Below are 23,341 nucleotides of genomic sequence, written 5' to 3'. Positions count from 1 at the left end.
AATACTATGTCGAGCCCTAATTTAGCGCAATATGCCATTACAGACTTGAAAGGTGTAGGCCCAAAAGCAGCTGAGCGCCTTGCTAAGTTAGGGATCGCCAGTGTTCAAGACATGCTTTTTCATTTGCCCTTACGGTACGAAGATAGAGCAAAAACTTACTCTATTGCGACCCTTATGCCGCATATGCATGTCTCAGCACAAGGAGAGATTGAACAGGCGAATATTACGTTTGGTAAACGCAAGATGTTAGTGTGTCAGATTAATGATGGTACAGGCCGTTTAACCCTGCGGTTTTTTAACTTTTCTGCCGCGCAAAAAAATGCAATGCAACCGGGCAAGATTATGCGCTGTTTTGGTGAAGTCCGCCGTGGCAGAGTAGGCCCAGAAATGGCACACCCCGAGTACAGCATATTGGATAGCCTCGAAGAAAGTAGTTCGAATACAGAATCACTGACTCCCGTCTATCCAACAACTGAAGGGCTTAAACAGCTCAGCATACGCGCCATAGCAGAGCAAGCTGTTGAATTACTAAGAAAGTATGACATCGAGGACCATTTACCGCAAAAGTACAGACCAAACCAGTTAAGCTTGAAAGACGCATTACTCTTACTTCACTGCCCGCCGCAAGATGTCAACCTCACACAACTTGAAACAGGTCAGCATCCTGCACAGCAAAGGCTGGCATTTGAAGAGTTGCTTGCTCAAAACTTAAGTTTGTTAAAGTTGAGACAAAAAAGCCAAGCGGTCAATGCTGTTTCGTTACCTCCCACCAACCTATTGGAACCAGAGTTTCTAGCACAACTTGCTTTTAAGCCAACGAATGCACAAAGTCGCGTGGTCAGTGAAATAAAACAAGATCTACAAAAGTCAGAGCCAATGCTCAGGCTAGTGCAAGGTGATGTAGGCTCAGGGAAAACACTCGTCGCCGCTTTAAGTGCCCTGACGGCCATCGCCAAAGGCTATCAAGTTGCACTGATGGCACCCACAGAAATACTCTCAGAGCAACACGCGCACAATTTTAAGACTTGGTTTACACAACTAGGCATTGAAACATGTTGGTTGGGCGGAAAAACAAAAGGGAAAGAACGAACTCAAACACTTGAGAAAATAGCCACTGGTCAAGCGCAAATGATTGTTGGGACCCATGCGTTGTTCCAAGAACAAGTTGTTTTCTCAAATCTGGCGCTGATTATTATCGACGAACAGCATCGCTTTGGTGTTCATCAGCGCTTATCTTTGCGGGAAAAAGGCAAGTTTGGAGATTGTTACCCTCATCAGCTAGTGATGACCGCAACTCCCATCCCCCGTACTCTTGCAATGACCGCCTATGCGGATTTAGAAACCTCTATCATTGACGAGTTGCCGCCAGGAAGAACGCCTATCACGACTGTTGCGGTACCTGATACGAGGCGAGACCAAGTGATACAACGGGTTGAAAGTGCCTGTTTATCGCAACAACGCCAAGTTTACTGGGTATGTACGTTAATTGATGAATCTGAAGCATTGCAATGTCAAGCAGCAGAAGAGACTGCCCAACAGCTTAGTAAACAACTTCCGGAGCTTAAGGTTGCACTCGTACATGGGAGAATGAAAGCGCAAGAAAAGCAGCAAATAATGGCTGACTTCAAAGCTGGTTCATATCATGTTTTAGTCGCAACAACGGTCATTGAAGTGGGGGTGGATGTGCCCAACGCCAGTTTAATCATTATCGAAAATCCTGAACGACTAGGACTGGCTCAACTACACCAACTGCGTGGTCGGGTTGGACGAGGTGATATCGCCTCTCATTGCCTACTTCTTTACCATGCGCCACTGTCCAACACCGCTCAAAAGCGCTTGGGTGTCCTTCGCGACAGCAACGATGGATTTGTCATCGCTGAAAAAGACCTCGAAATCAGGGGGCCAGGTGAAGTACTTGGCACCAAACAAACAGGGCTCGTTGACCTCAAAATCGCAGATCTAACCAGAGACAAACACATGCTACCCAGTATTCGAAGCCTTGCATTCGACTTACTCAAACATCATACCGAACATGTTGATCCACTTATTTTGAGATGGATGGGCAATCGTAGCGAATTTGCAATGGCTTAACGCTGCGTTTATTTATAAATATGGTTGCGTTCAATGACTTCTATTTGATATCCATCTGGATCTGTGATGAAAAAGAATTTAGCGACAAATTGCGTATGATTGTAAAATGTTTTTATCTCTTTTGGTGCAAAGTCTAATCGACTGGCTTTTTGCCAACACGCCTCTAAATTGTCCACGCCCAATGCCAAATGACCGTAGCCATTTCCGATATTATAGGGCTCTGTTTGCGCATTATTATGAGTCAATTCAAGTTCAAACTCACTGCTGTCATTAGCTAAATACGTCAGTGAAAATTGCTCAAACTCAATTTGCCGTTTCACCTTTAAATCAAATAAATCATGATAGAATTGTAAAGAACGCGCTAAGTCTTTTACGCGGATCATTGAATGAAGCATTTTAGCCATAAGGAACCTCTCATTTATGTGTGAACTGTACGCCTCACAAAGCCCTGAGTTATATCATGTCAGTAAAAAGTCGATTAGGCTTCAAGGTGTTGTAACCAGTCTGGCGCTTGAAAACAAAATTTGGCAAGTGCTGAAGCAAATAGCGGAGCAGGAAAACTTATCAGTCCCCCAATTCATCTCAACATTGTATCAAGAATCGATCGAGCGACATGGCAAAGTGGATAACCTTGCTTCTCTTCTTCGTATTTCTTGTATCACTTACCTGCTAAATAATACAAAAACCTAAGATCTATGTGGTAGTAGCCCACTACTACAATGTCGTAACTCGTAAATTATGCTAACAAAGCTTTATCAATCTCTTCAAAGCTTATAGACTATTCCATTAATTATCTGAAAGTTATAGCACTTGTTCATGAAATCTCATTTTGGTAGACGCGCCTTCACCCATATGGAGCTATATAGTTTATTTAACGGCTACATATATGGCGATGAGAAACTAAAACGAGAACAGCCCAAACACTGGCATTTTTGGTTACCACTTTTAGCTTACTATACTGGCGCTTACAGTGATGAACTCGGGAACCTGACACTGTCAGACATCGAGAAAGTTGATTTAACCCATACCTTCCACTTTACGACTAACGAAAAGATCCAGTCCAGAATTGTGCCAATCCATGCTGCTTTGTGGCACGCAGGATTAGAGGACTACATAGGGTATGTCAAAAAATTAGGCCATGAAAGATTACTCTTTGATCTCCCCGCCAAGTCAGGCAGGTATAGCGAAAAAGTCAGAATTTGGTTTTCAGGCGAAGGGAAACGGTTAGGCTATTTGCAACGATGTGATTTGCCCAATATTGATCAGCATGGAATGAAAACAGCAATCAGCAGTTTACGCTTGAACTTTGAACAGCAAATCTATATTTCAGCTATTCAATTGGGGCAACGCTCTGCAATGAGCTATTTACTGGGGTTAAAAGAAGAAGGTCATGTGGTCAGTAAGCCAAACGCTGACACGCTACATAAGGTGATTAAGCCATTGCGCGTGATCAACACAAAAATTAGTTGGCAACGGTTTCTAGATCGTCACTAGGCTGGTGTATGAACAAGGATTTATCAATTCGATAAGTATGGCAGCTGCAACATAGCAACTGCCTAAAAAGCTTTATTTAGCAAGATTTTACGTATTCTGTAAATTCAGCACCTAGCGTCTCATCCCGCATTGCGTACTGAACGATTGCTTTTAGATAGCCCATTTTATCTCCACAATCATGCGACACACCGCTCATGTGGAATGCTTCGACAGTTTCCTTCTCCATCAACATATCAATGGCATCTGTCAGCTGTATTTCCCCGCCAGCACCAATAGGCGTTTTCTTTAGCAAGCTCCAGATTTTACCTGACAATACGTATCGTCCAACCACAGCTAAGTTTGAAGGGGCTTCTTCTTGCTTTGGTTTTTCTACCATTGACTTAATCGGCGTGCTTTGACCCGGAGAAAGCTCAATACCGCTGATATCTGCGATACCATATTTGCTGACATCTTCGTTTGGTACAGGTTCAAGCATGATTTGACTGTGGCCGTGCTCTTGAAACCTTCTTACCATTGCAGCTAAGTTTTCTGTGCTTTGATCTGCGCTATATTCATCCAAAATCACATCAGGAAGTACCACAACAAAATCATCATCCCCTACGATTGGTTTTGCGCACAATACAGCATGACCAAGGCCTTTCGCTTCCCCTTGTCGGACGTGCATAATGGTCACGTCTTCTGGGCAGATGCCTCTAATCTCATCTAATAAGGTTCTTTTTACACGTTTTTCTAATGTTGCTTCTAGTTCGAAGCTCGTGTCAAAGTGGTTTTCAATTGCATTTTTTGAAGAGTGAGTAACAAGCACAATCTCTTTCAAACCTGCAGATACACATTCTTTTACGATGTACTGTATAAGTGGTTTGTCTACGATTGGTAGCATTTCTTTTGGTATTGCCTTAGTTGCAGGCAACATACGAGTTCCCAAACCCGCAACAGGGATCACTGCTTTCATATATGTTCGCTGTAAAATTTTGATAGTTTTGAAAATCTAATACGCGATTTTATCTTACTAATGAATGTAATGAAATACATAACCAAAGTCGACGCGTTAGAGTGAGCAGTTCTAATTTAAAAGGGGTCTATATCGACCCCTTTCTATACTAATTTAAATTCATCTCTTGAATGATTTCATGTGCGATGGGTGGTGTCGTACTGACCGGCTTTTCATGTTTATTTGCCTTTAGCTGACCTTTTCTATGTTTGAGTGACGCATCCAGCTTTTTCGCAGCGCTTGCAATTGCGGGGTACATGACATCATCGTCACCTTTTACCGAAATTCTTGAACCCGCATAATTTGTACTAATTTCCGTATAAAACTTTTTATGCTCTTTGGTGATGATGATATCTAGAGATAACAACGATGGAAAGTGGTTCGCAATCTTTGCGAACTTTTCATGTACGTGTTGTTTAACAGCATCTGTCATGTCAACGTGATGACCAGAAAGATTAATCTTCATAGGATCTTCCTTTTTTTATTTACCCTATAGATAAGTATTGGAGCAACTAATCCAATTCTCAAGGGGGAAATTAAGAAAAATGTCATTACGCTGTTATAAAGTTGATTTAGGTCAGGTTTCAAAACGGCTTAATACGGCATAGTGATACGGTATTACACATTACCATGTCGAAGCGAATATTTTTCTGGGTGGGAAACCTAAAAATTCTATATTCGCTGGTCCAAAATGCAAAAAAGCTCCACCGTGGGAGCTTTTTTAAAAAGTGCTCGGTTTATAAACCTGCACGCTTTTTAATTTCGGCAATTAACGGCGAACCACCGTGGCCATTACTTTCAGCCCAAGCAATGTCTGCACCATCTGCCAGTGCACTTTTAGGAAGGCCTTTAACAATAAGCTTGCCAGTTTCAACTGCATTGCTAACAATTGCATGACGTAGCATGTTATTGCCGTTACATTCAATCGCATCAAAAACATTACGAATTTTAACACGTGAGCTCTTAAGCGCTTTACGAACACGCCCTTTGTCATCTACAGCGATGTACTCACATAGAGTTACTGCAAGCTGATCGTTTGCTTTAGTTTCAAAACTTAAAGAAAACGCGCCCAATCCCATACTAACACTTAACAAAACAGGTACAAATTTCATTGCCAATTCACCTAGCACTTTTTTATTACATAAGGACAAACACTATTGTAGCAACCCATACAATTGTTAGCAACAAAGTCATAATCCTTTATGCAAGGTTACGAACTTATAGTTATACGGATTGCGCTCATCAGGCATATGAGATTCACTCTCAACTTCAACCCAATTCCCCACTTTACTATGATCAGGGAATTTTGTATCGCCACCTACATCTAAATCGATGTAAGTAAGATAAAGCCTATCACATAAGGGTAGAAACTGTTCGTAAATATTTCCACCACCTATCACCATTACTTCGTCTATTTTATCCACCATAGCTAAAGCAGCTTCTGTAGATGATGCGACCTCAATGCCTTCCTGTTTATATTCAGAGTTTCTTGTGATGACTATATTTCTTCTACCAGGCAGTGGACGCCCTATCGATTCGAACGTCTTGCGGCCCATAATAACTGGCTTGCCCATAGTCACTTTTTTGAAATGCTGAAGATCCGCAGGTAAGTGCCAAGGCATTTTATTATCATCACCGATCACTCTATCCTTTGCCATAGCCGCTATCATTGATATAACCACAATTTACTCCAATCATAATTTTGTATTAAAAAAGGGCCTATTGGCCCCTTATTAGCGTTCGTAGATAACTTCTACGTCATAATCATCTTCATCCCAATCATCCCAGTCATCTTGACTGTCTTGGGTTGCTTGTCGATGGTAGGTATCCCACTTGAATTCAACTTCTTCTTGTTGATCTTCTTCAAACTTATCTCTTGGTAAAGTATCCAATAGACCTTGAATATCGTAGCATAGCTGCTGAGTATTAAATTTATTAGCAGCGGATATACGATATACTTTTGATGCATCAAGCTCTTGTGCAATACGTTCACACACTTCGTCCAGCTCATCTTCAGCCAATAAATCAATTTTATTGAGTACTAACCAACGCGGCTTCTCAGCTAGCTTAGGGCTGTATTGGTGCAACTCATTGATAATAGCAAAGGCATTATCAACAGGATCTGTACCATCTATTGGCATTACGTCAACAACATGTAATAAAACGCGACAGCGCTCCAAATGCTTCAAAAAGCGAATACCTAACCCAGCACCGTCAGATGCACCTTCAATAAGACCAGGGATATCAGCAATGACAAATGATTTGTTTGCTTCAGGTCTAACCACACCGAGATTTGGCACTAAAGTAGTAAACGGATAATCGGCAACTTTTGGCTTAGCCGCTGACACGCTGCGAATAAATGTGGATTTACCTGCATTAGGTAAACCTAATAAGCCGACATCAGCCAACAGCATAAGTTCTAGTTTTAGGTTTCTCACCTCACCCGGTGTGCCTAAGGTTTTTTGTCTTGGCGCTCGGTTCGTGCTCGACTTAAAGCGTGTGTTACCTAAGCCGTGGTAACCGCCCTTCGCGACCAAAAGCTTTTGACCATGACGAGTTAAATCGCCTAGACTCTCTTGCGTATCAACATCAGTTACACGAGTACCCACAGGCACTTTCAGAACCAAATCAGTGCCTTTTTTACCTGTACAGTTGCGACCTTGGCCATTAGTACCACGCTCGGCACGATGGAAACGTTCAAATTGATAATCAATCAGAGTATTTAAGTTTTCATCAGCTTCAAGAAACACGCTGCCGCCGTCGCCACCGTCTCCACCATCTGGACCACCATCTGGGACAAACTTCTCTCGACGGAATGAAACAACACCGCTTCCTCCATCTCCGGCTTCAGCACGGATCTCTACTTCATCGACAAACTTCATGGTTACTCTCTTAATGGATTGGAACAGCAACAGCTATTATAGCAAGGTACGCTTAGCTGCTGATCAATTATATGTTGCTATAAAAACAAAAAACCCCGCCTAAGCGGGGTTTTTAGATTCTTTACCGATTACTCAGCAACGATGCTAACGTACTTACGGTTTAAAGGACCTTTTGTTTCAAAAACAACTTTACCATCTGCTTTTGCAAAGATAGTGTGGTCTTTACCGATACCTGCGTTAGAACCTGCGTGGAACTTAGTACCACGTTGACGAACAAGGATGTTACCCGCTAATACTGATTCACCACCGAAACGCTTAACACCTAGGCGTTTACTTTCTGAATCACGACCGTTACGAGTACTACCAGCTGCCTTCTTATGTGCCATCTTTCTGTACCTCTAAAATTAAGCGCTAATGCCAGTGATTTTAACTTCAGTGAACCACTGACGGTGGCCCATCTGCTTACGAGAATGCTTACGACGTCTAAACTTAACAATCTTAATTTTCTCGCCACGACCGTGAGAAACAACCTCAGCTGTCACTTTACCGCCATTTACGAATGGTGCACCGATCTCGATTTTTTCACCATCAGCAACTAGAAGTACTGAATCAAATTCAATTGATGCACCAGTCTCAACGTCTAGCTTCTCTAGACGAATTGTTTGACCTTCAGTCACACGGTGCTGTTTACCACCACTTTGGAAAACCGCGTACATAACTTAACTCCGTTGTGCGCCCTCAAATCGACGCAACTTAATATTCTTCAATAGGGCGCGAAGTTTACGCTAATGTCGTAACACACGCAATACCCTAAAGACAAAATAATGAATAAAAATTGGCTTGTTTGAGAGCATTAATTCATTTTTGCCCATTCTAGCTAAAAAGTTCGTTTTGCCAAACTGTTTTTTGTTCATAAAACTAACTTAATGTGTCTATTGACAAAATCATTTTTTTTGAGAACCCACCAGTCACTAGATCATTAATTAGCCGAAAAGTGACTTTTTTTATCCTCGTCACGCATAAAATTCGAGTAAGGCTAAATTTTAATGTACAATCTGCGGCGTTTATCTCTAATTGAGGCTTTAGCACGGTATACTATGGATATTAAAGCTATCCAATCATTGATTGAGCAAGATATGCTCTCTGTGAATCAACTTATTTCTGATCAAATGCAATCTGATGTTGCATTAGTAAACCAATTGGGTCTTTACATTGTTAACAGTGGCGGGAAAAGAGTTCGACCCATGTTGACTTTACTTGCTGCTAAAGCATTGGAAGTAGACCAACAAAATAAGCACATCACACTGGCTACTATCATAGAGTTTATCCACACAGCAACACTACTACACGATGATGTCGTTGATGAGTCTAACTTAAGACGCGGCGAACCTACTGCCAATGCTGAGTTTGGCAATGCAGCGAGTGTTTTGGTGGGTGATTTTATTTACACGCGCTCTTTTCAACTGATGGTTGGCCTCAATAATATGGAAGTAATGCAGATATTAGCCGACGCGACAAACATCATTGCTGAGGGTGAAGTATTGCAATTGATGAACTGTAACGACCCAGATACGACCGAAGAAAGCTACATGCAGGTCATTTACAGTAAAACGGCAAAGCTATTTGAAGCTGCGACTTTACTTCCTGCGGTTGTTTCAAATCAATCAGAAGAAACCAAAGAAGCTTTAAAGCTCTACGGCATGCATTTAGGTACAGCCTTTCAACTGGTTGACGACGTCCTAGACTACAGCGCTAATGCAGAATTACTCGGTAAAAACATTGGTGACGATTTAGCAGAAGGTAAACCAACCCTGCCACTTATTTATGCGATGAAGTCTGGCTCTGAGCAGCAGGTTTATCAAATACGTACAGCCATTGAGACTGGCAATGGTATGGATCATTTGACCGACATTTTGGCGACCCTCGAAGAAACCCAATCTTTAAAGCAAACGATGGACAAGGCGAAGCTCGAGTCAGAGAAAGCCATAGCACAGTTAGCGTGCATAGCGGATTCACCTTACAAAACGGCGCTCATTGCATTAGCTAAACTCTCTGTAGATAGAGAGTATTAATCACATTAAAAAAGCTGCCTAGGCAGCTTTTCTTTACTTTTCTGGAGGCCTATAGCCTTCAATCTCAACGTCTTTGTTTTCAAACAAAAAGCCGACCATTTGTTCTTCAAGTAGCTGCCTATGATCTGGATCCATCATATTTAAGTGCTTTTCATTGATCAGCATGGTTTGCTTATGCTGCCATTGCTGCCAAGCTTCTTTTGAAATATTATTGAAAATGCGCTCACCCACTTCACCTGGGTAAAGCTGAAAGTCTAACCCTGGCGCTTCTTTGTTTAGCTTCTGACAAAAAACTGTACGTGCCATTTTATCACCTATATTCTGTCTTGTTTATTAAGGCAAGTTTACCCTATCGCTCTTAATACTTTAACTAACTTTTTCGTTGGCGCAGCCAAGCCCACTTCGGGCGGTTCATTTACATCATACCAAAGTAGTTGATTGTCATGTACGCAATCTGGAACTGCATTCAATTCCAAACAGATTGGATGAATCGTTAATTCAAAATGCGTAAAAATATGCACGAATGATTCGAGCGTTCGGGTTTTCGATGAAAGCCCTTGTTGAGCTAAAAACTGTTCTAAATGCGCTAATTCAGTAAATTCAAAGAAGCCAAATAACCCGCCCCAAATGCCACTACTGGGACGCTTTTCCATTAATACCTTATCATCCGCTTTGATCATTAAGTGGTAGGCACTTTTCTTGGGCTTGTCTTTCTTCGGCTTTGGGTTTGGAAAAGACTTAACCACATTATTTTTGTGCGCAAGGCACTTTTCAACCAAAGGACAAGGTTCACATTGAAACTTAGACCGTGCGCATAGACTCGCCCCTAAATCCATCATCGCTTGATTAAATTCGCGAACATTGCCTGATGGTGTCACTGCGTTTGTCAGCTCCCAAAGGTGATTTTCTACTTTTTTTACTCCGTACCAACCTTCAACCATAAAAAATCGCGCTAACACTCGCTTTACGTTGCCATCTAAGATTGAATGGTGTTGTCCAAGTGCCAGAGATAAAATAGCCCCTGCAGTGGAACGCCCAACCCCGGGTAGGTCAATAACCTCTTCAAACGTCTCGGGAAATTGGCCAGCATATTTGTCCCGAATGTGTTTTGCCGCTTTGTGTAAATTTCTAGCTCTGGCGTAATACCCTAACCCAGTCCAATGATGAAGTACTTCATCCTCTTCGGCATTGGCTAGCTCAATAACAGTGGGAAAACGAGACATAAAACGTTCGAAGTATGGAATTACAGTCACAACTTGTGTTTGCTGAAGCATCACTTCGGAAACCCACACTTTATAAGGCGTCTTATCTATCTGCCATGGCAAGGTTTTTCTACCATGAAGGTGATACCAATCTACAACTTGTGTTGCAAACCAGTCTGCGTCTTGACGGTCAATAGACATCTTTGTTCTCAATATTCTTGCTTTAAGCCGCCAGTGTAAGAACCTTTTTAAAAACGTCAAGCTCTTGTACTTATCGGCGTGAACAGGGATAATGTGCGCCCAATTTTTACACCGCAGATGATGACAATGAACGAATCGAGTAAACAAGCCCTAGAGCAGGCTGAGCAAGAAGGTAAATACATCCGTAAAGTGCGCAGCTTTGTGAAGCGTGAAGGTCGCCTTACCAAAGGCCAAGCGGCGGCGCTTGAAAAGTGCTGGCCAACACTTGGACTTGAGCATAGCCAAGGCTTACTCAACTTCAATGATGTATTCGGCAACGACAATGATGTAGTTGTAGAAATTGGCTTTGGTATGGGTAAATCTCTCGTAGAAATGGCCAAAAACAACCCGAATCAAAACTTCATTGGAATTGAAGTACACCGCCCTGGCGTTGGTGCATGCTTAATGGAGGCTGACGAACAAGGTATCTCTAACCTTCGCGTATTTGAGCATGATGCTGTTGAAGTATTGGCTGATTGTATCGCTGATGGCAGCCTTAGTAAGTTACAATTGTTTTTCCCAGATCCTTGGCACAAGAAACGTCATCACAAACGTCGTATTGTGCAACCTGACTTTGTACAAAAAATCAGAGCTAAATTGAAGATCGGTGGCGTATTCCACATGGCAACAGACTGGGAGAACTACGCAGAACACATGCTTGAAGTTATGCAGCAAGCGCCTGGGTATGGTAACCAATCACAGAACAACGACTATGTCCCGAGACCAGATTTCAGACCTTTAACTAAATTTGAGCAACGTGGACATAGACTTGGACATGGCGTTTGGGACCTCATGTTTGAGCGTAATGCATAAGCGCTATATTGGGACCTTTTGGTCCCCAAATACCGCTTTTTAGCTTTAAATTTTGTGATTAAATCGGCCCTTGAATTAGAGATACAATATGCAAAAACTATCTAACCCAAGCCTTTTATTACTTCGTAATGAAGAGGAACTATCAGGCAACAACATACTGGTGATAAATCACAGTAACGATGGTTTTTTATCTCAATTGGCACACCTCAATCCACACGCCCAAATCAATGCTTTTAGCTATAACTTTGCGGATTATAAGGCAGCCTCTAAGGTTAATTCGGTAACAAGCTATGTCGACCACCGTTTACCAGAACTAGGGGATGTAGACTTGGTTATTTATTACTACCCAAAGTCCAAGCCTGAAGCTCTGATGACGCTAACGAACATACGTGCAATTTGTTCCTCCGAAACACGACTGCTCGTGGTTGGTGAGAACAAAGGCGGGGTTAAATCGGTCGAAAAGCAGCTCAAAGACCACGCTCAAGCCAGCTATAAACTCGATAGTGCAAAACATTGCATCCTATATGAATTCAATCAGTTAACACTTGAAGAGCGTTTTAATATTACTGATTACCATCAGCAGTTTAGTGTAGAAGCAGCAGGACAAACATTTGAAGCCATAAGCGTGCCGGGTGTTTTTAACCATGGCAAACTCGATATTGGCACAGAACTCCTTCTCAATAACCTCGATTTACCCAAGAGCGGGCAAGTGCTCGATTTTGGCTGTGGTGCAGGGCTCATTGCAACTTTTATACTAAATGCGCATCCCAAATTATCAATGCATTGCTTAGATGTCAGTGCCCTCGCAGTATACGCGTCAGAACAAACATTAAAGCTCAATGGCCACAATGGCTGTTTTATTTTGAGTGATGGTTTATCAGAAGTGACTGAAAAATACGATGCTATTATTAGTAATCCACCATTTCATACCGGCTTAAGCACTGATTACACAATTTCAGAGTCTTTTATCAAAAACGCCAAACACAGCATGAATAAGCGTGCGAGTTTACAAATCGTAGCAAACAGCTTTTTGAAATACCAACCAATCATTGAGCAATATTTTGGCACCTATAGCACGGTAATTAAAAATACAAAATTTGCGGTGTATCGAGCAGATAAAGTTTAAAAAATTGGCACAAAGCGGCCTGCTCGCCGCTGCTAATCTACAACTAATGTACGGGTTCTTCGTTATTGTCCGCTTTTTTGTTAACTTACTTAACTAAGCTGCTAAACTAAGGTTAGCTGTTAAGAGGTCCAACTATGAGCTCACAATGGGAAAACACGCAACAAAAACAAGTATAAGAAAAGTTTTAATCAGTGCTGTCATGCTGGTCACAGCGCTGTCGCTCTCTCTATCCATCTCTATTTCTACCTATTTAGATGTTAAAGAGCAAAAGAAGCTCATCGTAAACAAGCTGGAAATGATTGCTGAAATCATTGCGTTTAACGCCCAGATAACGCTGATATTTGATGATAGGAAAACTGAAGAAAAACGTCTAAAGTCGTTCAATAAAGTCGACTTAGTAAAAAACATTCATATTTACGCCATTGATGACGTTACGAATAAACCCGTCTTTTTTACCAGTTACAACGCCAGTAAAACGCCTCCAGTTCCGTTAAAGGTTAATGATATAGAATCTCTCAAAGAGCCAAAAATATCAGCCGATTACGTGGAACTCATTATTCCAGTTGAGTACGAAGGCAAAATAGAAGGTTACGTTTATGTGCGCGGTGGGCTTGAGCGATTATCCCAGTACATTAATCAAAAGATATTGGTCGATATCGCCTTAACGCTCTTTGTGTTATTGCTGGTACTCTTGGTTGCTAGGGCCATTCAAAAACGGATTGCAAACCCAATAGATTCTCTATCTTCGTTACTACAAGATGTGTCTAAAAATCACAATTACTCCGCTAGGGCGACGAAAAGTGACATTGAAGAGCTCAACATGCTGGCAAATAATCTCAACATCATGCTGGCGCGTACGCAAAACCAATTGGCAAGGCACCAAGCCGATAAACTTGAAATTAAGCAGCTTAATCAGAACCTTGAGGAAAAGGTTAACCAACGCACTATTGCACTCAGAGAAGCTAACCAAGAGCTATTGAACACGCTTGAACGAATGCATCAATACCAAAACCAGATTGTCGAAAACGAAAAAATGGCGTCGCTTGGCCAAATGGTTGCGGGCGTTGCCCATGAAGTTAACACGCCAATCGGCCTGGGTGTGACGGGCTCCACTTTGCTCAGAGATAAACTCGCGGATATTAGTGCTGCTTTTGAACAAAAGACCCTTACTTCAAAACAATTAGAACGATTTATTCACGATGGGATTGAAAATTTAGACCTAATTTATCGCAATTTGAATCGCGCCGCAGAATTGATATCCAGCTTTAAGAAGGTGGCTGTGAGTCAAGATGTAGAAGTAAGCTCTGAAGTAAATATCAGTAAATTATTTAATGCAATTGTGCGTAGTATGCGTGCTGAGATGGACTTAAAAAATGTAACTTGGCAGTTAACTTGTTCTGAACAACTGAATATTCGAACAAAGGCAGGGTTATTACAACAAGTTTTTGAACAGCTTTTATCAAACTCTCTGCTCCATGGCTTTTTAGATTTAAAAGACAATCAAATCTCCGTGAATGTCGAACTTCGAAATCAATCGCTTGAAGTGATCTATATGGATAATGGTGTGGGCGTCTCTACAGCCATTAAAAAACGCATCTTTGATCCGTTTGTCACCACTAAGCGGGGAGAAGGCGGCAGCGGTTTAGGCATGCATCTAGTTTACAACTTAATTACGCAAGCACTCGGTGGCTCAATAACGCTCTCCGAAGAGAATAAAGTAGGAACAAAGTTTATTATAATTTTGCCTCTAAAAGGGGTAATTTAATGAAAATAATGTACCTAATAGCTGCATTTATTTTTATTTTTTGTAGTTTAAAAGTTGACGCAAAATCGACTCATGAAATACGGTCGGCTTTTTTATATCAAATGGCAAAGTTGATCGATTTTCCGGAACAAAAAAATAAAAATGCGACACGCTTCTGCTTTTATGATTTAAATCATGGACCGGGCGCAATTTTAAATAAAAATAACAAGTTAAAAATACGTGGAAAACCGATTGAGATAATTAAAATCGATATTTCTGACCCCTTTAGGGAACTTTCTAAGCGCTGTGATATCACATACATTGATGAAACAAAGGAAGATGATATACTATCCGCTTGGACCGATACAATTGCATTGAACATGGTAACTGTGGGTGAAAGTATCGAATTTTTGGAAGGGGGTGGGATTGCGTCCTTGGTCCAAGAAGGGAGTAAAATTCGGTTATATATTAACAGACAAGAAGTTGCACAACATAATTTCAAAGTGCTCTCTAGACTCCTCGCTGTTTCTAAGTTCTATCCTGACTGATTTTACTTGTTAACAATTGAATATACTCCTATAATCGTTAACATTCGGTTTTATTATATAACACCGAAGTTTTTGTAAATAAAACATTCCGAAAAGGTTAATTAATAATGCAAACGCCAGTCATTCTAATTGTTGAGGATGAAGACGTAACTCGACTGAACCTCGTTAGTTTATTTGAAGCCGAAGGTCATAAGGTAATTGAAGCCATTGATGGCGATGATATGCATGAAAAATTGACAGCAAATGACGATGTCAACTGTGTAATCATGGATATAAACCTTCCTGGTAGAAATGGCTTAATCTTGGCTCGTGAGTTACGCCAGAAAAAAAATGTCGGCCTAATCTTCTTAACGGGTCGTGACAACGATGTCGATAGAATTTTGGGCTTAGAGATCGGTGCAGATGATTACGTCACTAAACCTTTCAACCCTCGTGAGCTCACTATTCGTGTACGCAACTTAATTTCACGTACAGGCTCAACACCAGAAGAGTCGACTATCGACAGCAACGGTGTGATCACGTTCAATGGTTGGGAACTAGATGAGAATAGCCGCTGCTTGACGTCACCAACAGGTGAATCAAAGCGTCTTCCTAAAGGTGAATACAGAGCACTGCGTCTAATGCTAGATTCTCCGGGCCGCATCTTTAGCCGTGAGCAATTAATAAAGCACATGACTGGCCGTGAGCTTCGTGCAAACGACCGTACGGTTGACGTAACGATACGTCGTATTCGTAAACACTTTGAAACTGACAGCAACACACCTGAGCTTATTAGCACTATTCACGGTGAGGGCTATCGTTTCATAGGCAAAATCGATAACACTCAACCGTAATCAATCGCTACGAGTTTTCAGCGAGTTTTGCAATTAATGAGTGAAGGGCTATCTGCCCTTCTCTTATTAATTCTTCAAGTTCCTCAATCCACGCTTCACGCATAACCTTATTTGAGTCTGTAGATTTCGTTTCCATGACTTTAGCATGCTGCTGCACTAGTTTTAATCCAACTGAACCTGCTGCACCTTTCAACTTATGAGCAACAGAACCATACTCCTCCTCATCATCAGCCTGATTCGCCGCTTTTAATTCTCCGCAATACGTTGGGTTTAGCTTCCCAAATAACTCACAACTGCGTTTAAACGTATCCACGCCCATTGATGACACAAAATCTGTAATTGTTTCTATATCTAAGAGGTTTCGCTCCACTTCAAGCACTTCAATGGCGTCATGCTTATTAGTGCCACAGTCCTCTTTCGCATTATCAATGCCAAACAGCTCGGCTAACATTTTATCGAGTTTCGTTGTGTTAATGGGCTTCGCCAGCGCCCCTTGAATACTGATACCTTGCAGCTCTTGCTCCGCACTACGGACATTTGCAGTCAAGGCAACGATTGGTAACGAATCGAAATGACTGTCCTCACGAATTTGCCTTGCAACCTCATCTCCATTTAGATCAGGTAACTGCATGTCCAATAAGATTAAGTCCAACTCATCCTCTGTTTGTACTAAAGACAATGCGTCTTCCCCAGTTTCCGCCCAGATAACTTCATGTCCGCGCTGTTCTAACAAGTTGGTTGCTATCTCAGCATTCAAAGGTACATCCTCCACAAGCAGGATATACAGCCCACGCCCAGCATAACTTTGCTGATTTGGCGCACTACACAGCTCTAGCGGTATTTCGACATCAAAACGGCTGCCTTTCCCAGCTTCGCTGCGCACTTCAATATTGCCTTTCATTGCCAATACGAGGGCTTTTGTTACAGCCAAGCCGATACCAGAACCGATGGCATTGTTACCTTCTGCATCTGGCGCTTTGTAATACATATCGAAGATCTTGTCTTGTTGTTCATCAGAGATCCCAACCCCCGTATCAATTATACTCATGGTCAGCCAAGGGCCATTAGCTCGATTCTCTCGGCGACACTCTAGCGTTACACTACCTCTGTGAGTAAACTTCACGGCATTGTTGATTAAGTTCCAAAGCACCTGTCGCAATCGAGTTGGATCCAATAGCGCATAAATATCTAACACACCAGTTCGCTTAATCTTAAATTCTAAACCTTTCTGTCCGGCGATTAAGTCTGAAAAGTTGACAACATCATTGATAAAATCAGACACGTTGATGCTGTCTGTTGCAATATCAAGCTGCTCTCTATCAATTTTATCTAAATCGATAATATCGTTGAAAATATTACCCAGCGTCTCGGCACTAGAGAATACGGTGTTGCACCAGCTTTTTTGTTGCTGTGTCAGCTCAGTATCAAGCAGCATGCGCGTAAGGCCTACAATACCATTAAGTGGAGTGCGTAACTCATGGCTCAAGGTGGCAATAAATTTCCCCTTGTCTTTGTATGCCGTTTCTAACGCTTGCTCGGCTTCTTTACGGCTGGTGATATCTCGCCCAAAGGCCAATAAACCGATGTATTCTCCTTCATTATTGATAAAAGGAAGCTTACGCATTTCAAACCAGCGGTTTTCGTCTTTTACGGGGTATTCGACATCCAGTGAGAGCGTCTGTTGAGTAGCACTCACTTGCTCATCAGTCTCTAATACTTTTGGAATCAGATGTTCAGCAAAAATTTCATCGGCCGTTTTACCAATCAGCCCTTCACTTTCAATACCAATGACCTGTTCGAATTTTTTATTGCAACCGGCAAATACACCATGTTCATCACGGTAGTAGAACAGATCTGGTGAAGAGTCGACAATTGAACGCAGTAACATACTTTGCTGGGCAAGCTCTTGCTCCGCTTTGCGACGCTCAGTAATTTCATTGCGAAGCTCTGCGATAGCCCGATGTTTAGCGTGCAATGCCATTTTTCTTTCATCGATTTCGTTGTTAAGGCGATTAATATTATCTTTGAGTGTCTGGTTTAATAGCTTTTCTTGCTGCGTTGCTGACTCTAAATACTCTTTCGAGCTTTCCAGTTGACGAATTGCAAATACTGCAACAGAGATCAGTAAAGGCGAAGTCACAGCCGCGAAGATCACAACAGACAACACATTGACTAAACTCACAGCGCCCAGTGCAACATAAAAGAACATACAGGACAAAACCAACGAAGCGATAAGCACCAATGCATACGCTATCGCGCCGGCTTTATGTTCACCGTATTTACGAACCAAATTGGAAAGAATTCGAGCCCATGACCCAAATGAAGAATCAAGCATAATAATAGTCACCTTGTTAACGCAGCTATTATACCTCAGCTGAACACATATGCGAGTGACCTAACACTGTAACTTTGTTGAAAAATCTAAAATTCCAGTTACAAACCCGCTTATAAATACCCATAAAATTTATGTGATAATGTATCAAAAATTGCACAGTAGCCTATATTTTCTTTATGCAAAATCAGAATATCAACAGCAAAGCGTCTTGTTTTAGTGTAATATGCGAGCGTTTTAGGTCGTGATTTAAGAGAGTTTAAATGCCAACTTCAATGCCAGACATTGCGCACTGTGCAGATGCGCTAAAAACAGGAACTTTAGACTGGGTAGGAATGGGAAACATAGAGCTACCCCTTCAATTCGGTAGTAAGGGATTAAATGATACACCCGTCACGGCAAAAGCAGATGCTTTTGTCAGCTTAGACAAAGCCGATGCCAAAGGCATCCATATGTCACGATTATTTTTAGCGCTGGATCAGTTATCTTGCGAACAGACTTTGACACCCGTTACGCTAACAGCATTACTTGACCAGTTTTTGACAACGCATAAAGATTTAAGTCAGGCTGCAAAAGTCGTTATTACCTTTGAGCTACCATTGAGACGTGCTTCTTTATTAAGCGGCAAACATGGATGGAAAAACTACCCGGTTACCATCACGGCCGTACTCAGAGACAATCAAGTTAAATTGGAACTGGCTGTTGATGTGACCTACTCTTCAACTTGCCCATGCTCTGCAGCACTGGCAAGACAATTGATCCAAAACGCCTTTGAAGAAAAGTTTGCAGGACAACAATTAGATCATGAAACGGTCATGGGCTGGTTGGGTACAACAGAAGGGATTGTTGCAACCCCACATTCTCAGCGCTCAATTGCCAATATTAAAGTTCAATTACCACATGATGAAACTGAATTCGATATTCTCGGGCTTGTTGATGCACTAGAGCAAGAGCTTAAAACGCCTGTTCAAACGGCAGTAAAAAGAGAGGACGAACAAGAGTTCGCAAGATTAAATGGCCAAAACTTGATGTTCTGCGAAGATGCAGCACGAAAATTAAAAGCACTCCTAAACGCACAGAACTATCTTGATTTTTACGTCAAGATTAACCATTACGAATCTCTACATGCCCATGATGCCGTCGCCTATGCGGTTAAAGGTATACAAGGCGGCTATCAAGCCTAACCTGATCAGCGAAGGTTTTTAACCTTCGCGTCGTCATAAATCACTTTTCGGCATACTCCTTGCTTAGTAAAAACAAAGTCAAATTGTTGTCGTGGAGTGATTTATGGAACTTACACTTTTAGCTATTTTAGCGCTCGTAGTAGTTGCCTCAATCGTAATTTCAAAATATACAGACGCGGGCGGAAACCCATATCCGTTCAATCGCAAAGATTCCGTCTTCACAACCGTTGAAGCGTCTTTTTTACAGCTTTTAGAACGTGCAGTTGGCGATAGATTTAAAATAGTTAGCCGAGTAAAACTCGTTGATGTCATTGAATGCAAACCTGGCTTATCAAAAAAAGCACGACGTTCGGCCATTACAAAGGCACAAAACAAACAGCTTGATTACGTCTTAGTCGACAAGAGCACCTTGAATATTGTTGCCGCTGTCGACTTAGTTAACAATGCAAACAAAAATGGCCACAAGGCGCAAAAAGATTGGTTTGTCAGTGGAGCATTGGAGTCTGCGGGTATTCCTCACATCCGTATGAAGATCAAATCAGGATACAAAAGCCCAGAAGTACGTGCCGCCATTTTGTTTAAACTAGGCCAAAAACCTGAACAAACGAAACCCGTTCGCAAGCGCAACTACAAACCTGCGGTACTGTCACCTTCTCAAGCAAAAGCAGCAAGTACACAACTTGCAGAGATCTAATATTTCCCAATACTGCCTGGTATCTCAGGCAGTAATCTTTGCAGATTTGAATGGCTAAAATAATGCTTTCAAAATAAGAATGTATATAATGAGCAGTAATTAAATCTGAAGAGACAAATTATGAAAATTGGCATTATCGGTGCGATGGAGCAAGAAGTCACCATTCTTCGCGACACAATGCAAGCACCCAAGACACTTCAAAAAGGTGGGTTCACTTTCTATACGGGTCAATTAGGTGGCCATGAAGTCACCTTGGTTCAATCTGGTATTGGCAAAGTGGCGGCGACGGTCGCAACGACACTGCTCATTGATAACTTTACGCCTGATTGCGTCATCAATACTGGGTCTGCCGGTGGTTTTGAGCCATCTTTGAATGTGGGCGATATTGTGATTTCAGATGAAGTACGCCATCACGATGTCGATGTGACGGCATTTGGTTATGAAATTGGACAAGTGCCACAGATGCCAGCGGGGTTTGCAGCCCACCCAGCACTTATTCAAGCTGCTAAAGAAAGCATCCATGCAGTTGAGGGCATTCAGACTATGGTAGGCCAAATTTGTACTGGTGATTCATTCATGTGTGATCCAGTAAGAATCGAAAAAACTCGCCAAGATTTTCCAAACATGTTGGCTGTTGAGATGGAAGGTGCCGCCATTGCACAAGCCTGCCATGTATTGACGACGCCTTTCGTGGTGATCCGTTCAATGTCTGACATTGCAGGCAAAGAGTCACCTCAGTCTTTTGAGGAATACTTGGAAGTGGCATCAGTAAACTCATCTAAATTAGTTGTTGCTTTACTGGCAAAACTTCAACAGGTCTCTCTGTAAGTGATACTCCAAATATTGCAAGCCCAAGAGGGCTTGCTGATATTCTACATCGCACTATTTTGCGCTTTTTACTTTAGGCCGTCTAACCTTTATCATCCAAATACACTGTTCACGCTTATTACTGGCAATCTAGCAAAACGCGTAGTCAAAAGTAATAGTGCTGTAAGCCATCACCTACTTTGTGGGACATTGGCGTTTATCCTACCTAGCGTTACCCTGCTCGTCTTACTCTACGCCCTGTCGTATATTTCGTTTTATCCACAGTGGTTCGGTGGGCTTATTTTGTTTCTTTGTTTAGACACACACTATGAGAAACGTGTGCAAAGGATAGCGAAATTACTAAAGGTCGGTCAAAAAGGGTCTGCGAAACAATTATTGGACACCATGGTTGCGCGAGATACGCAATCTCTATCAGAAATTGGCATTATTAAAGCCTGTTTAGACTCTTTAGCGCTCAACTCACTTAGACAATTTTATTTAATTCTCATTTTCTATCTGATTGGCGGTCCATACCTTGCGCTCACTTACAAACTGATGATGCTTTGTGATCACAGTTGGCGGCAGCAACTGAGTCCTGATCACCCTTTTTTGAAGCCAGTGCAACAAACAATATATGTATTGGAATGGTTGCCACTGCGTGCTTTCGTCCTTGTTATGTCAGTGACACAAAGCTTTGCTAAGACACGCCATTACCTAAAACACTACGCGCAGCATTACAGCAACACCCATTCAGGCTGGATCACGGCATTATTTGCAGCCAGTCTCAATATTCAATTAGCAGGACCCCGCTTTTATCATGGCCAACGTTTTGACAATATTCGTATTGGCAGTGATAGACAACCCCAGGTTGACGATATTACACAGATGCTCAAGTTACAGGCTACAATGCGGTGGTTTTGGTTAGGGTTAAGCGGTTTAATTTGGGCTGGAATTAATTTAATTTAGGCCAAGTAATAAAATATTACTTGGCCTCGGTGCTGTTTAGTTGACCGTCACTTTTGCAAACTTACGTTTACCTACTTGATAAATTTCAGTGCTGCCCTTTGCGATTTCTAGTTTGGTGTCAGTCACTTTCTCTTCACCGTTTAGCTTTACTGCGCCTTGCTTGATCATGCGCATCGCTTCTGACGTACTTGCCACTAAACCGGCTTCTTTTAACAAGTTCGCGATAAAAGTTGTTTCCCCTTCTATCTCAATTACTACTTCAGGAATATCATCTGGCAATGCATTTTTTTGGAAACGCTTGATGAAATCTTGATGCGCAGCTTGTGCATCGTCTTCGCTATGGAAGCGCGCGATCATTTCTTTAGCAAAATCGATTTTAATATCTCGAGGGTTACGACCACCGGCCACTTCGCCCTTTAGTGCTTCTATCTCGGCTAGAGACTTGGCGCTCAGTAGCTCATAATAACGCCACATCAAATCATCCGAAATGGACATTACCTTACCAAACATCTCTGTTGGCGCATCTGTAATACCAATGTAGTTGCCTAGAGACTTAGACATCTTTTGTACACCATCAGTCCCTTCTAACAGTGGCATCATTAATACGGTTTGTGGTTTTTGCCCTTCTTCTTTTTGCAGCTCACGACCCATCAATAAATTAAAACGCTGATCGGTACCACCCAGTTCAACATCCGCCTCTAATGCAACTGAATCCCACCCTTGAACAAGTGGATAAAGAAACTCGTGAATCGCAATTGCTTGGCCACCGGCATAACGCTTTTTAAAATCATCACGCTCTAGCATTCGAGCAACAGTTTGACGCGATGCGAGCTTAATCATCTCCGCACTGCTCAATTTCTCCATCCACTGAGAATTAAATGCAACGGTTGTTTTCTCAGGGTCTAAGATTTTAAACACTTGCTCTTTATACGTTTCTGCATTGGCCAGTACATCTTCACGCGTCAGTGGCTTGCGCGTAACATTTTTGCCAGTTGGGTCACCGATCATTCCAGTGAAATCACCAATTAGGAAAATGACCTCATGGCCTAAATCTTGGAAAGTTTTTAATTTATTAATTAGTACTGTGTGACCTAAATGCAAATCAGGTGCTGTTGGATCGAATCCAGCTTTAATACGCAGCTTTTTCCCTGACTTTAATTTCTCTTTTAGCTCATCTTCAACCAGTATGTCTTCTGCACCACGCTTTATCTCAGCAAATGCAGTTTCAATGTCCACCATTATTACTCCAACACAAAATTCAGTTTATCGCCCGATTCTAGCCTATATTTCACGGAGTTTAAATGCACAAAATACTGGTATTA

The 23,341-nt window shown here is 41.9% G+C and carries 25 protein-coding genes; 13 read left to right on the top strand and 12 right to left on the bottom strand.

What is annotated here, in order from left to right; genetic code table 11:
- The first annotated feature begins 6 nt into the window (after nucleotides 1-6).
- Nucleotides 7-2,091 carry an ATP-dependent DNA helicase RecG gene (recG, locus tag L1286_RS04850; protein ID WP_235405779.1) on the top strand — a complete coding sequence of 695 codons (2,085 nt, stop codon included), beginning with the start codon at nucleotides 7-9 and terminating at the stop codon, nucleotides 2,089-2,091.
- 8 nt (nucleotides 2,092-2,099) lie between these two features.
- On the opposite strand, the gene L1286_RS04845 is transcribed toward recG, so the two are convergent.
- Nucleotides 2,100-2,495 carry a VOC family protein gene (locus tag L1286_RS04845; protein WP_235405778.1) on the bottom strand — a complete coding sequence of 132 codons (396 nt, stop codon included), beginning with the start codon at nucleotides 2,493-2,495 and terminating at the stop codon, nucleotides 2,100-2,102.
- A gap of 16 nt (nucleotides 2,496-2,511) precedes the next feature.
- Here L1286_RS04845 and L1286_RS04840 point away from each other — a divergent pair, with 16 nt between their 5' ends.
- Together L1286_RS04840 and L1286_RS04835 are read left to right on the top strand one after the other, a co-directional pair.
- Nucleotides 2,512-2,781 (top strand): ribbon-helix-helix domain-containing protein, encoded by a 270-nt coding sequence (locus L1286_RS04840; RefSeq protein ID WP_235405777.1) that lies wholly within the window; start codon nucleotides 2,512-2,514, stop codon nucleotides 2,779-2,781.
- Between the two features lie 126 nt (nucleotides 2,782-2,907).
- On the top strand, nucleotides 2,908-3,585 hold the full coding sequence (locus L1286_RS04835; RefSeq protein WP_235405776.1) for a hypothetical protein: 678 nt from the start codon (nucleotides 2,908-2,910) through the stop codon (nucleotides 3,583-3,585).
- A gap of 76 nt (nucleotides 3,586-3,661) precedes the next feature.
- Here L1286_RS04835 and galU read toward each other — a convergent pair whose 3' ends face one another.
- From galU to rplU, 7 genes are all read right to left on the bottom strand, one after another.
- Nucleotides 3,662-4,537: a UTP--glucose-1-phosphate uridylyltransferase GalU gene (galU, locus tag L1286_RS04830; RefSeq protein WP_235405775.1), complete on the bottom strand. Its 876-nt coding sequence runs from the start codon at nucleotides 4,535-4,537 to the stop codon at nucleotides 3,662-3,664.
- A gap of 148 nt (nucleotides 4,538-4,685) precedes the next feature.
- A complete protein-coding gene (hpf, locus tag L1286_RS04825; RefSeq protein ID WP_235405774.1) occupies nucleotides 4,686-5,042 on the bottom strand; it encodes a ribosome hibernation-promoting factor, HPF/YfiA family in 357 nt (118 codons plus the stop codon).
- A gap of 271 nt (nucleotides 5,043-5,313) precedes the next feature.
- The gene (locus L1286_RS04820; RefSeq protein ID WP_442961677.1) at nucleotides 5,314-5,655 is read right to left on the bottom strand and encodes a DUF3718 domain-containing protein; all 342 of its coding nucleotides are present in this window, start codon (nucleotides 5,653-5,655) and stop codon (nucleotides 5,314-5,316) included.
- Nucleotides 5,656-5,766: 111 nt separating this feature from the next.
- Complete coding sequence (folA, locus tag L1286_RS04815; protein ID WP_235405772.1) at nucleotides 5,767-6,258, bottom strand: type 3 dihydrofolate reductase; 492 nt, start codon at nucleotides 6,256-6,258, stop codon at nucleotides 5,767-5,769.
- 51 nt (nucleotides 6,259-6,309) lie between these two features.
- Nucleotides 6,310-7,458, bottom strand: a complete 1,149-nt coding sequence (cgtA, locus tag L1286_RS04810) for an Obg family GTPase CgtA (RefSeq protein ID WP_235405771.1) — start codon at nucleotides 7,456-7,458, stop codon at nucleotides 6,310-6,312.
- Nucleotides 7,459-7,586: 128 nt separating this feature from the next.
- A complete protein-coding gene (gene rpmA, locus L1286_RS04805) occupies nucleotides 7,587-7,844 on the bottom strand; it encodes a 50S ribosomal protein L27 (RefSeq protein ID WP_023399740.1) in 258 nt (85 codons plus the stop codon).
- Nucleotides 7,845-7,862: 18 nt separating this feature from the next.
- A complete protein-coding gene (gene rplU, locus L1286_RS04800) occupies nucleotides 7,863-8,174 on the bottom strand; it encodes a 50S ribosomal protein L21 (RefSeq protein ID WP_023399739.1) in 312 nt (103 codons plus the stop codon).
- Nucleotides 8,175-8,555: 381 nt separating this feature from the next.
- Between rplU and ispB the strand changes: the two genes are divergently transcribed.
- Entirely contained in the window at nucleotides 8,556-9,530 is a 975-nt protein-coding gene (gene ispB / locus L1286_RS04795) for an octaprenyl diphosphate synthase (RefSeq protein ID WP_235405770.1), read from the top strand.
- A 33-nt stretch (nucleotides 9,531-9,563) separates the two neighbouring features.
- On the opposite strand, the gene L1286_RS04790 is transcribed toward ispB, so the two are convergent.
- Together L1286_RS04790 and mutY are read right to left on the bottom strand one after the other, a co-directional pair.
- Nucleotides 9,564-9,836: an oxidative damage protection protein gene (locus tag L1286_RS04790; RefSeq protein WP_235405769.1), complete on the bottom strand. Its 273-nt coding sequence runs from the start codon at nucleotides 9,834-9,836 to the stop codon at nucleotides 9,564-9,566.
- A gap of 38 nt (nucleotides 9,837-9,874) precedes the next feature.
- Nucleotides 9,875-10,933 carry an A/G-specific adenine glycosylase gene (mutY, locus tag L1286_RS04785; protein WP_235405768.1) on the bottom strand — a complete coding sequence of 353 codons (1,059 nt, stop codon included), beginning with the start codon at nucleotides 10,931-10,933 and terminating at the stop codon, nucleotides 9,875-9,877.
- A 126-nt stretch (nucleotides 10,934-11,059) separates the two neighbouring features.
- On the opposite strand from mutY, the gene trmB reads away from it, so the two are divergent.
- The 5 genes from trmB (at nucleotide 11,060) to arcA (ending at nucleotide 16,036) form a co-directional block, all read left to right on the top strand.
- On the top strand, nucleotides 11,060-11,785 hold the full coding sequence (gene trmB, locus L1286_RS04780; protein ID WP_235405929.1) for a tRNA (guanosine(46)-N7)-methyltransferase TrmB: 726 nt from the start codon (nucleotides 11,060-11,062) through the stop codon (nucleotides 11,783-11,785).
- 88 nt (nucleotides 11,786-11,873) lie between these two features.
- Entirely contained in the window at nucleotides 11,874-12,911 is a 1,038-nt protein-coding gene (locus L1286_RS04775) for a methyltransferase (RefSeq protein ID WP_235405767.1), read from the top strand.
- A 145-nt stretch (nucleotides 12,912-13,056) separates the two neighbouring features.
- A complete protein-coding gene (locus L1286_RS04770; protein WP_235405766.1) occupies nucleotides 13,057-14,676 on the top strand; it encodes a sensor histidine kinase in 1,620 nt (539 codons plus the stop codon).
- Nucleotides 14,676-15,203, top strand: coding sequence for a YfiR family protein (locus L1286_RS04765; protein ID WP_235405765.1), 528 nt, complete (start codon nucleotides 14,676-14,678; stop codon nucleotides 15,201-15,203). The genes L1286_RS04770 and L1286_RS04765 overlap by 1 nt, the downstream gene beginning before the upstream one ends.
- A 107-nt stretch (nucleotides 15,204-15,310) precedes the next feature.
- Nucleotides 15,311-16,036 carry a two-component system response regulator ArcA gene (arcA, locus tag L1286_RS04760; RefSeq protein ID WP_023399731.1) on the top strand — a complete coding sequence of 242 codons (726 nt, stop codon included), beginning with the start codon at nucleotides 15,311-15,313 and terminating at the stop codon, nucleotides 16,034-16,036.
- Between the two features lie 7 nt (nucleotides 16,037-16,043).
- On the opposite strand, the gene arcB is transcribed toward arcA, so the two are convergent.
- Nucleotides 16,044-18,371 carry an aerobic respiration two-component sensor histidine kinase ArcB gene (gene arcB / locus L1286_RS04755; RefSeq protein ID WP_235405764.1) on the bottom strand — a complete coding sequence of 776 codons (2,328 nt, stop codon included), beginning with the start codon at nucleotides 18,369-18,371 and terminating at the stop codon, nucleotides 16,044-16,046.
- A 260-nt stretch (nucleotides 18,372-18,631) separates the two neighbouring features.
- Between arcB and folE2 the strand changes: the two genes are divergently transcribed.
- The 4 genes from folE2 to L1286_RS04735 all read left to right on the top strand — a co-directional run bounded on the left by folE2 (nucleotide 18,632) and on the right by L1286_RS04735 (nucleotide 22,019).
- A complete protein-coding gene (gene folE2 / locus L1286_RS04750; protein ID WP_235405763.1) occupies nucleotides 18,632-19,552 on the top strand; it encodes a GTP cyclohydrolase FolE2 in 921 nt (306 codons plus the stop codon).
- Between the two features lie 103 nt (nucleotides 19,553-19,655).
- A complete protein-coding gene (locus tag L1286_RS04745; protein WP_235405762.1) occupies nucleotides 19,656-20,246 on the top strand; it encodes a DUF2726 domain-containing protein in 591 nt (196 codons plus the stop codon).
- Nucleotides 20,247-20,366: 120 nt separating this feature from the next.
- Nucleotides 20,367-21,074 carry a 5'-methylthioadenosine/S-adenosylhomocysteine nucleosidase gene (gene mtnN / locus L1286_RS04740; RefSeq protein WP_235405761.1) on the top strand — a complete coding sequence of 236 codons (708 nt, stop codon included), beginning with the start codon at nucleotides 20,367-20,369 and terminating at the stop codon, nucleotides 21,072-21,074.
- Nucleotides 21,075-22,019: a cobalamin biosynthesis protein CobD/CbiB gene (locus tag L1286_RS04735; RefSeq protein ID WP_235405760.1), complete on the top strand. Its 945-nt coding sequence runs from the start codon at nucleotides 21,075-21,077 to the stop codon at nucleotides 22,017-22,019.
- 36 nt (nucleotides 22,020-22,055) lie between these two features.
- Here the strand turns inward: L1286_RS04735 and tyrS are convergent, their stop codons facing one another.
- Nucleotides 22,056-23,255, bottom strand: a complete 1,200-nt coding sequence (gene tyrS / locus L1286_RS04730; RefSeq protein WP_235405928.1) for a tyrosine--tRNA ligase — start codon at nucleotides 23,253-23,255, stop codon at nucleotides 22,056-22,058.
- Between the last annotated feature and the right edge of the window lie 86 nt (nucleotides 23,256-23,341).

This window comes from Pseudoalteromonas sp. SMS1, assembly GCF_021530565.1.
Classification (GTDB): domain Bacteria; phylum Pseudomonadota; class Gammaproteobacteria; order Enterobacterales; family Alteromonadaceae; genus Pseudoalteromonas.
This window is presented reverse-complemented; position numbering and strand designations above follow the sequence as displayed.

Excerpts from the sequence above, each read along its gene's own strand:
- L1286_RS04770 (WP_235405766.1), top strand. The coding sequence starts at position 13,057 with ATGGGAAAACACGCAACAAAAACAAGTATAAGAAAAGTTTTAATCAGT.
- galU (WP_235405775.1), bottom strand. The coding sequence starts at position 4,537 with ATGAAAGCAGTGATCCCTGTTGCGGGTTTGGGAACTCGTATGTTGCCT.
- rplU (WP_023399739.1), bottom strand. The coding sequence starts at position 8,174 with ATGTACGCGGTTTTCCAAAGTGGTGGTAAACAGCACCGTGTGACTGAA.
- L1286_RS04840 (WP_235405777.1), top strand. The coding sequence starts at position 2,512 with ATGTGTGAACTGTACGCCTCACAAAGCCCTGAGTTATATCATGTCAGT.
- recG (WP_235405779.1), top strand. The coding sequence starts at position 7 with ATGTCGAGCCCTAATTTAGCGCAATATGCCATTACAGACTTGAAAGGT.
- L1286_RS04745 (WP_235405762.1), top strand. The coding sequence starts at position 19,656 with ATGGAACTTACACTTTTAGCTATTTTAGCGCTCGTAGTAGTTGCCTCA.
- L1286_RS04835 (WP_235405776.1), top strand. The coding sequence starts at position 2,908 with ATGAAATCTCATTTTGGTAGACGCGCCTTCACCCATATGGAGCTATAT.
- L1286_RS04820 (WP_442961677.1), bottom strand. The coding sequence starts at position 5,655 with ATGGGATTGGGCGCGTTTTCTTTAAGTTTTGAAACTAAAGCAAACGAT.
- ispB (WP_235405770.1), top strand. The coding sequence starts at position 8,556 with ATGGATATTAAAGCTATCCAATCATTGATTGAGCAAGATATGCTCTCT.
- L1286_RS04765 (WP_235405765.1), top strand. The coding sequence starts at position 14,676 with ATGAAAATAATGTACCTAATAGCTGCATTTATTTTTATTTTTTGTAGT.
- mtnN (WP_235405761.1), top strand. The coding sequence starts at position 20,367 with ATGAAAATTGGCATTATCGGTGCGATGGAGCAAGAAGTCACCATTCTT.
- arcA (WP_023399731.1), top strand. The coding sequence starts at position 15,311 with ATGCAAACGCCAGTCATTCTAATTGTTGAGGATGAAGACGTAACTCGA.
- rpmA (WP_023399740.1), bottom strand. The coding sequence starts at position 7,844 with ATGGCACATAAGAAGGCAGCTGGTAGTACTCGTAACGGTCGTGATTCA.
- mutY (WP_235405768.1), bottom strand. The coding sequence starts at position 10,933 with ATGTCTATTGACCGTCAAGACGCAGACTGGTTTGCAACACAAGTTGTA.
- L1286_RS04845 (WP_235405778.1), bottom strand. The coding sequence starts at position 2,495 with ATGGCTAAAATGCTTCATTCAATGATCCGCGTAAAAGACTTAGCGCGT.
- arcB (WP_235405764.1), bottom strand. The coding sequence starts at position 18,371 with ATGCTTGATTCTTCATTTGGGTCATGGGCTCGAATTCTTTCCAATTTG.
- L1286_RS04790 (WP_235405769.1), bottom strand. The coding sequence starts at position 9,836 with ATGGCACGTACAGTTTTTTGTCAGAAGCTAAACAAAGAAGCGCCAGGG.
- cgtA (WP_235405771.1), bottom strand. The coding sequence starts at position 7,458 with ATGAAGTTTGTCGATGAAGTAGAGATCCGTGCTGAAGCCGGAGATGGA.
- trmB (WP_235405929.1), top strand. The coding sequence starts at position 11,060 with ATGAACGAATCGAGTAAACAAGCCCTAGAGCAGGCTGAGCAAGAAGGT.
- L1286_RS04775 (WP_235405767.1), top strand. The coding sequence starts at position 11,874 with ATGCAAAAACTATCTAACCCAAGCCTTTTATTACTTCGTAATGAAGAG.
- hpf (WP_235405774.1), bottom strand. The coding sequence starts at position 5,042 with ATGAAGATTAATCTTTCTGGTCATCACGTTGACATGACAGATGCTGTT.
- folE2 (WP_235405763.1), top strand. The coding sequence starts at position 18,632 with ATGCCAACTTCAATGCCAGACATTGCGCACTGTGCAGATGCGCTAAAA.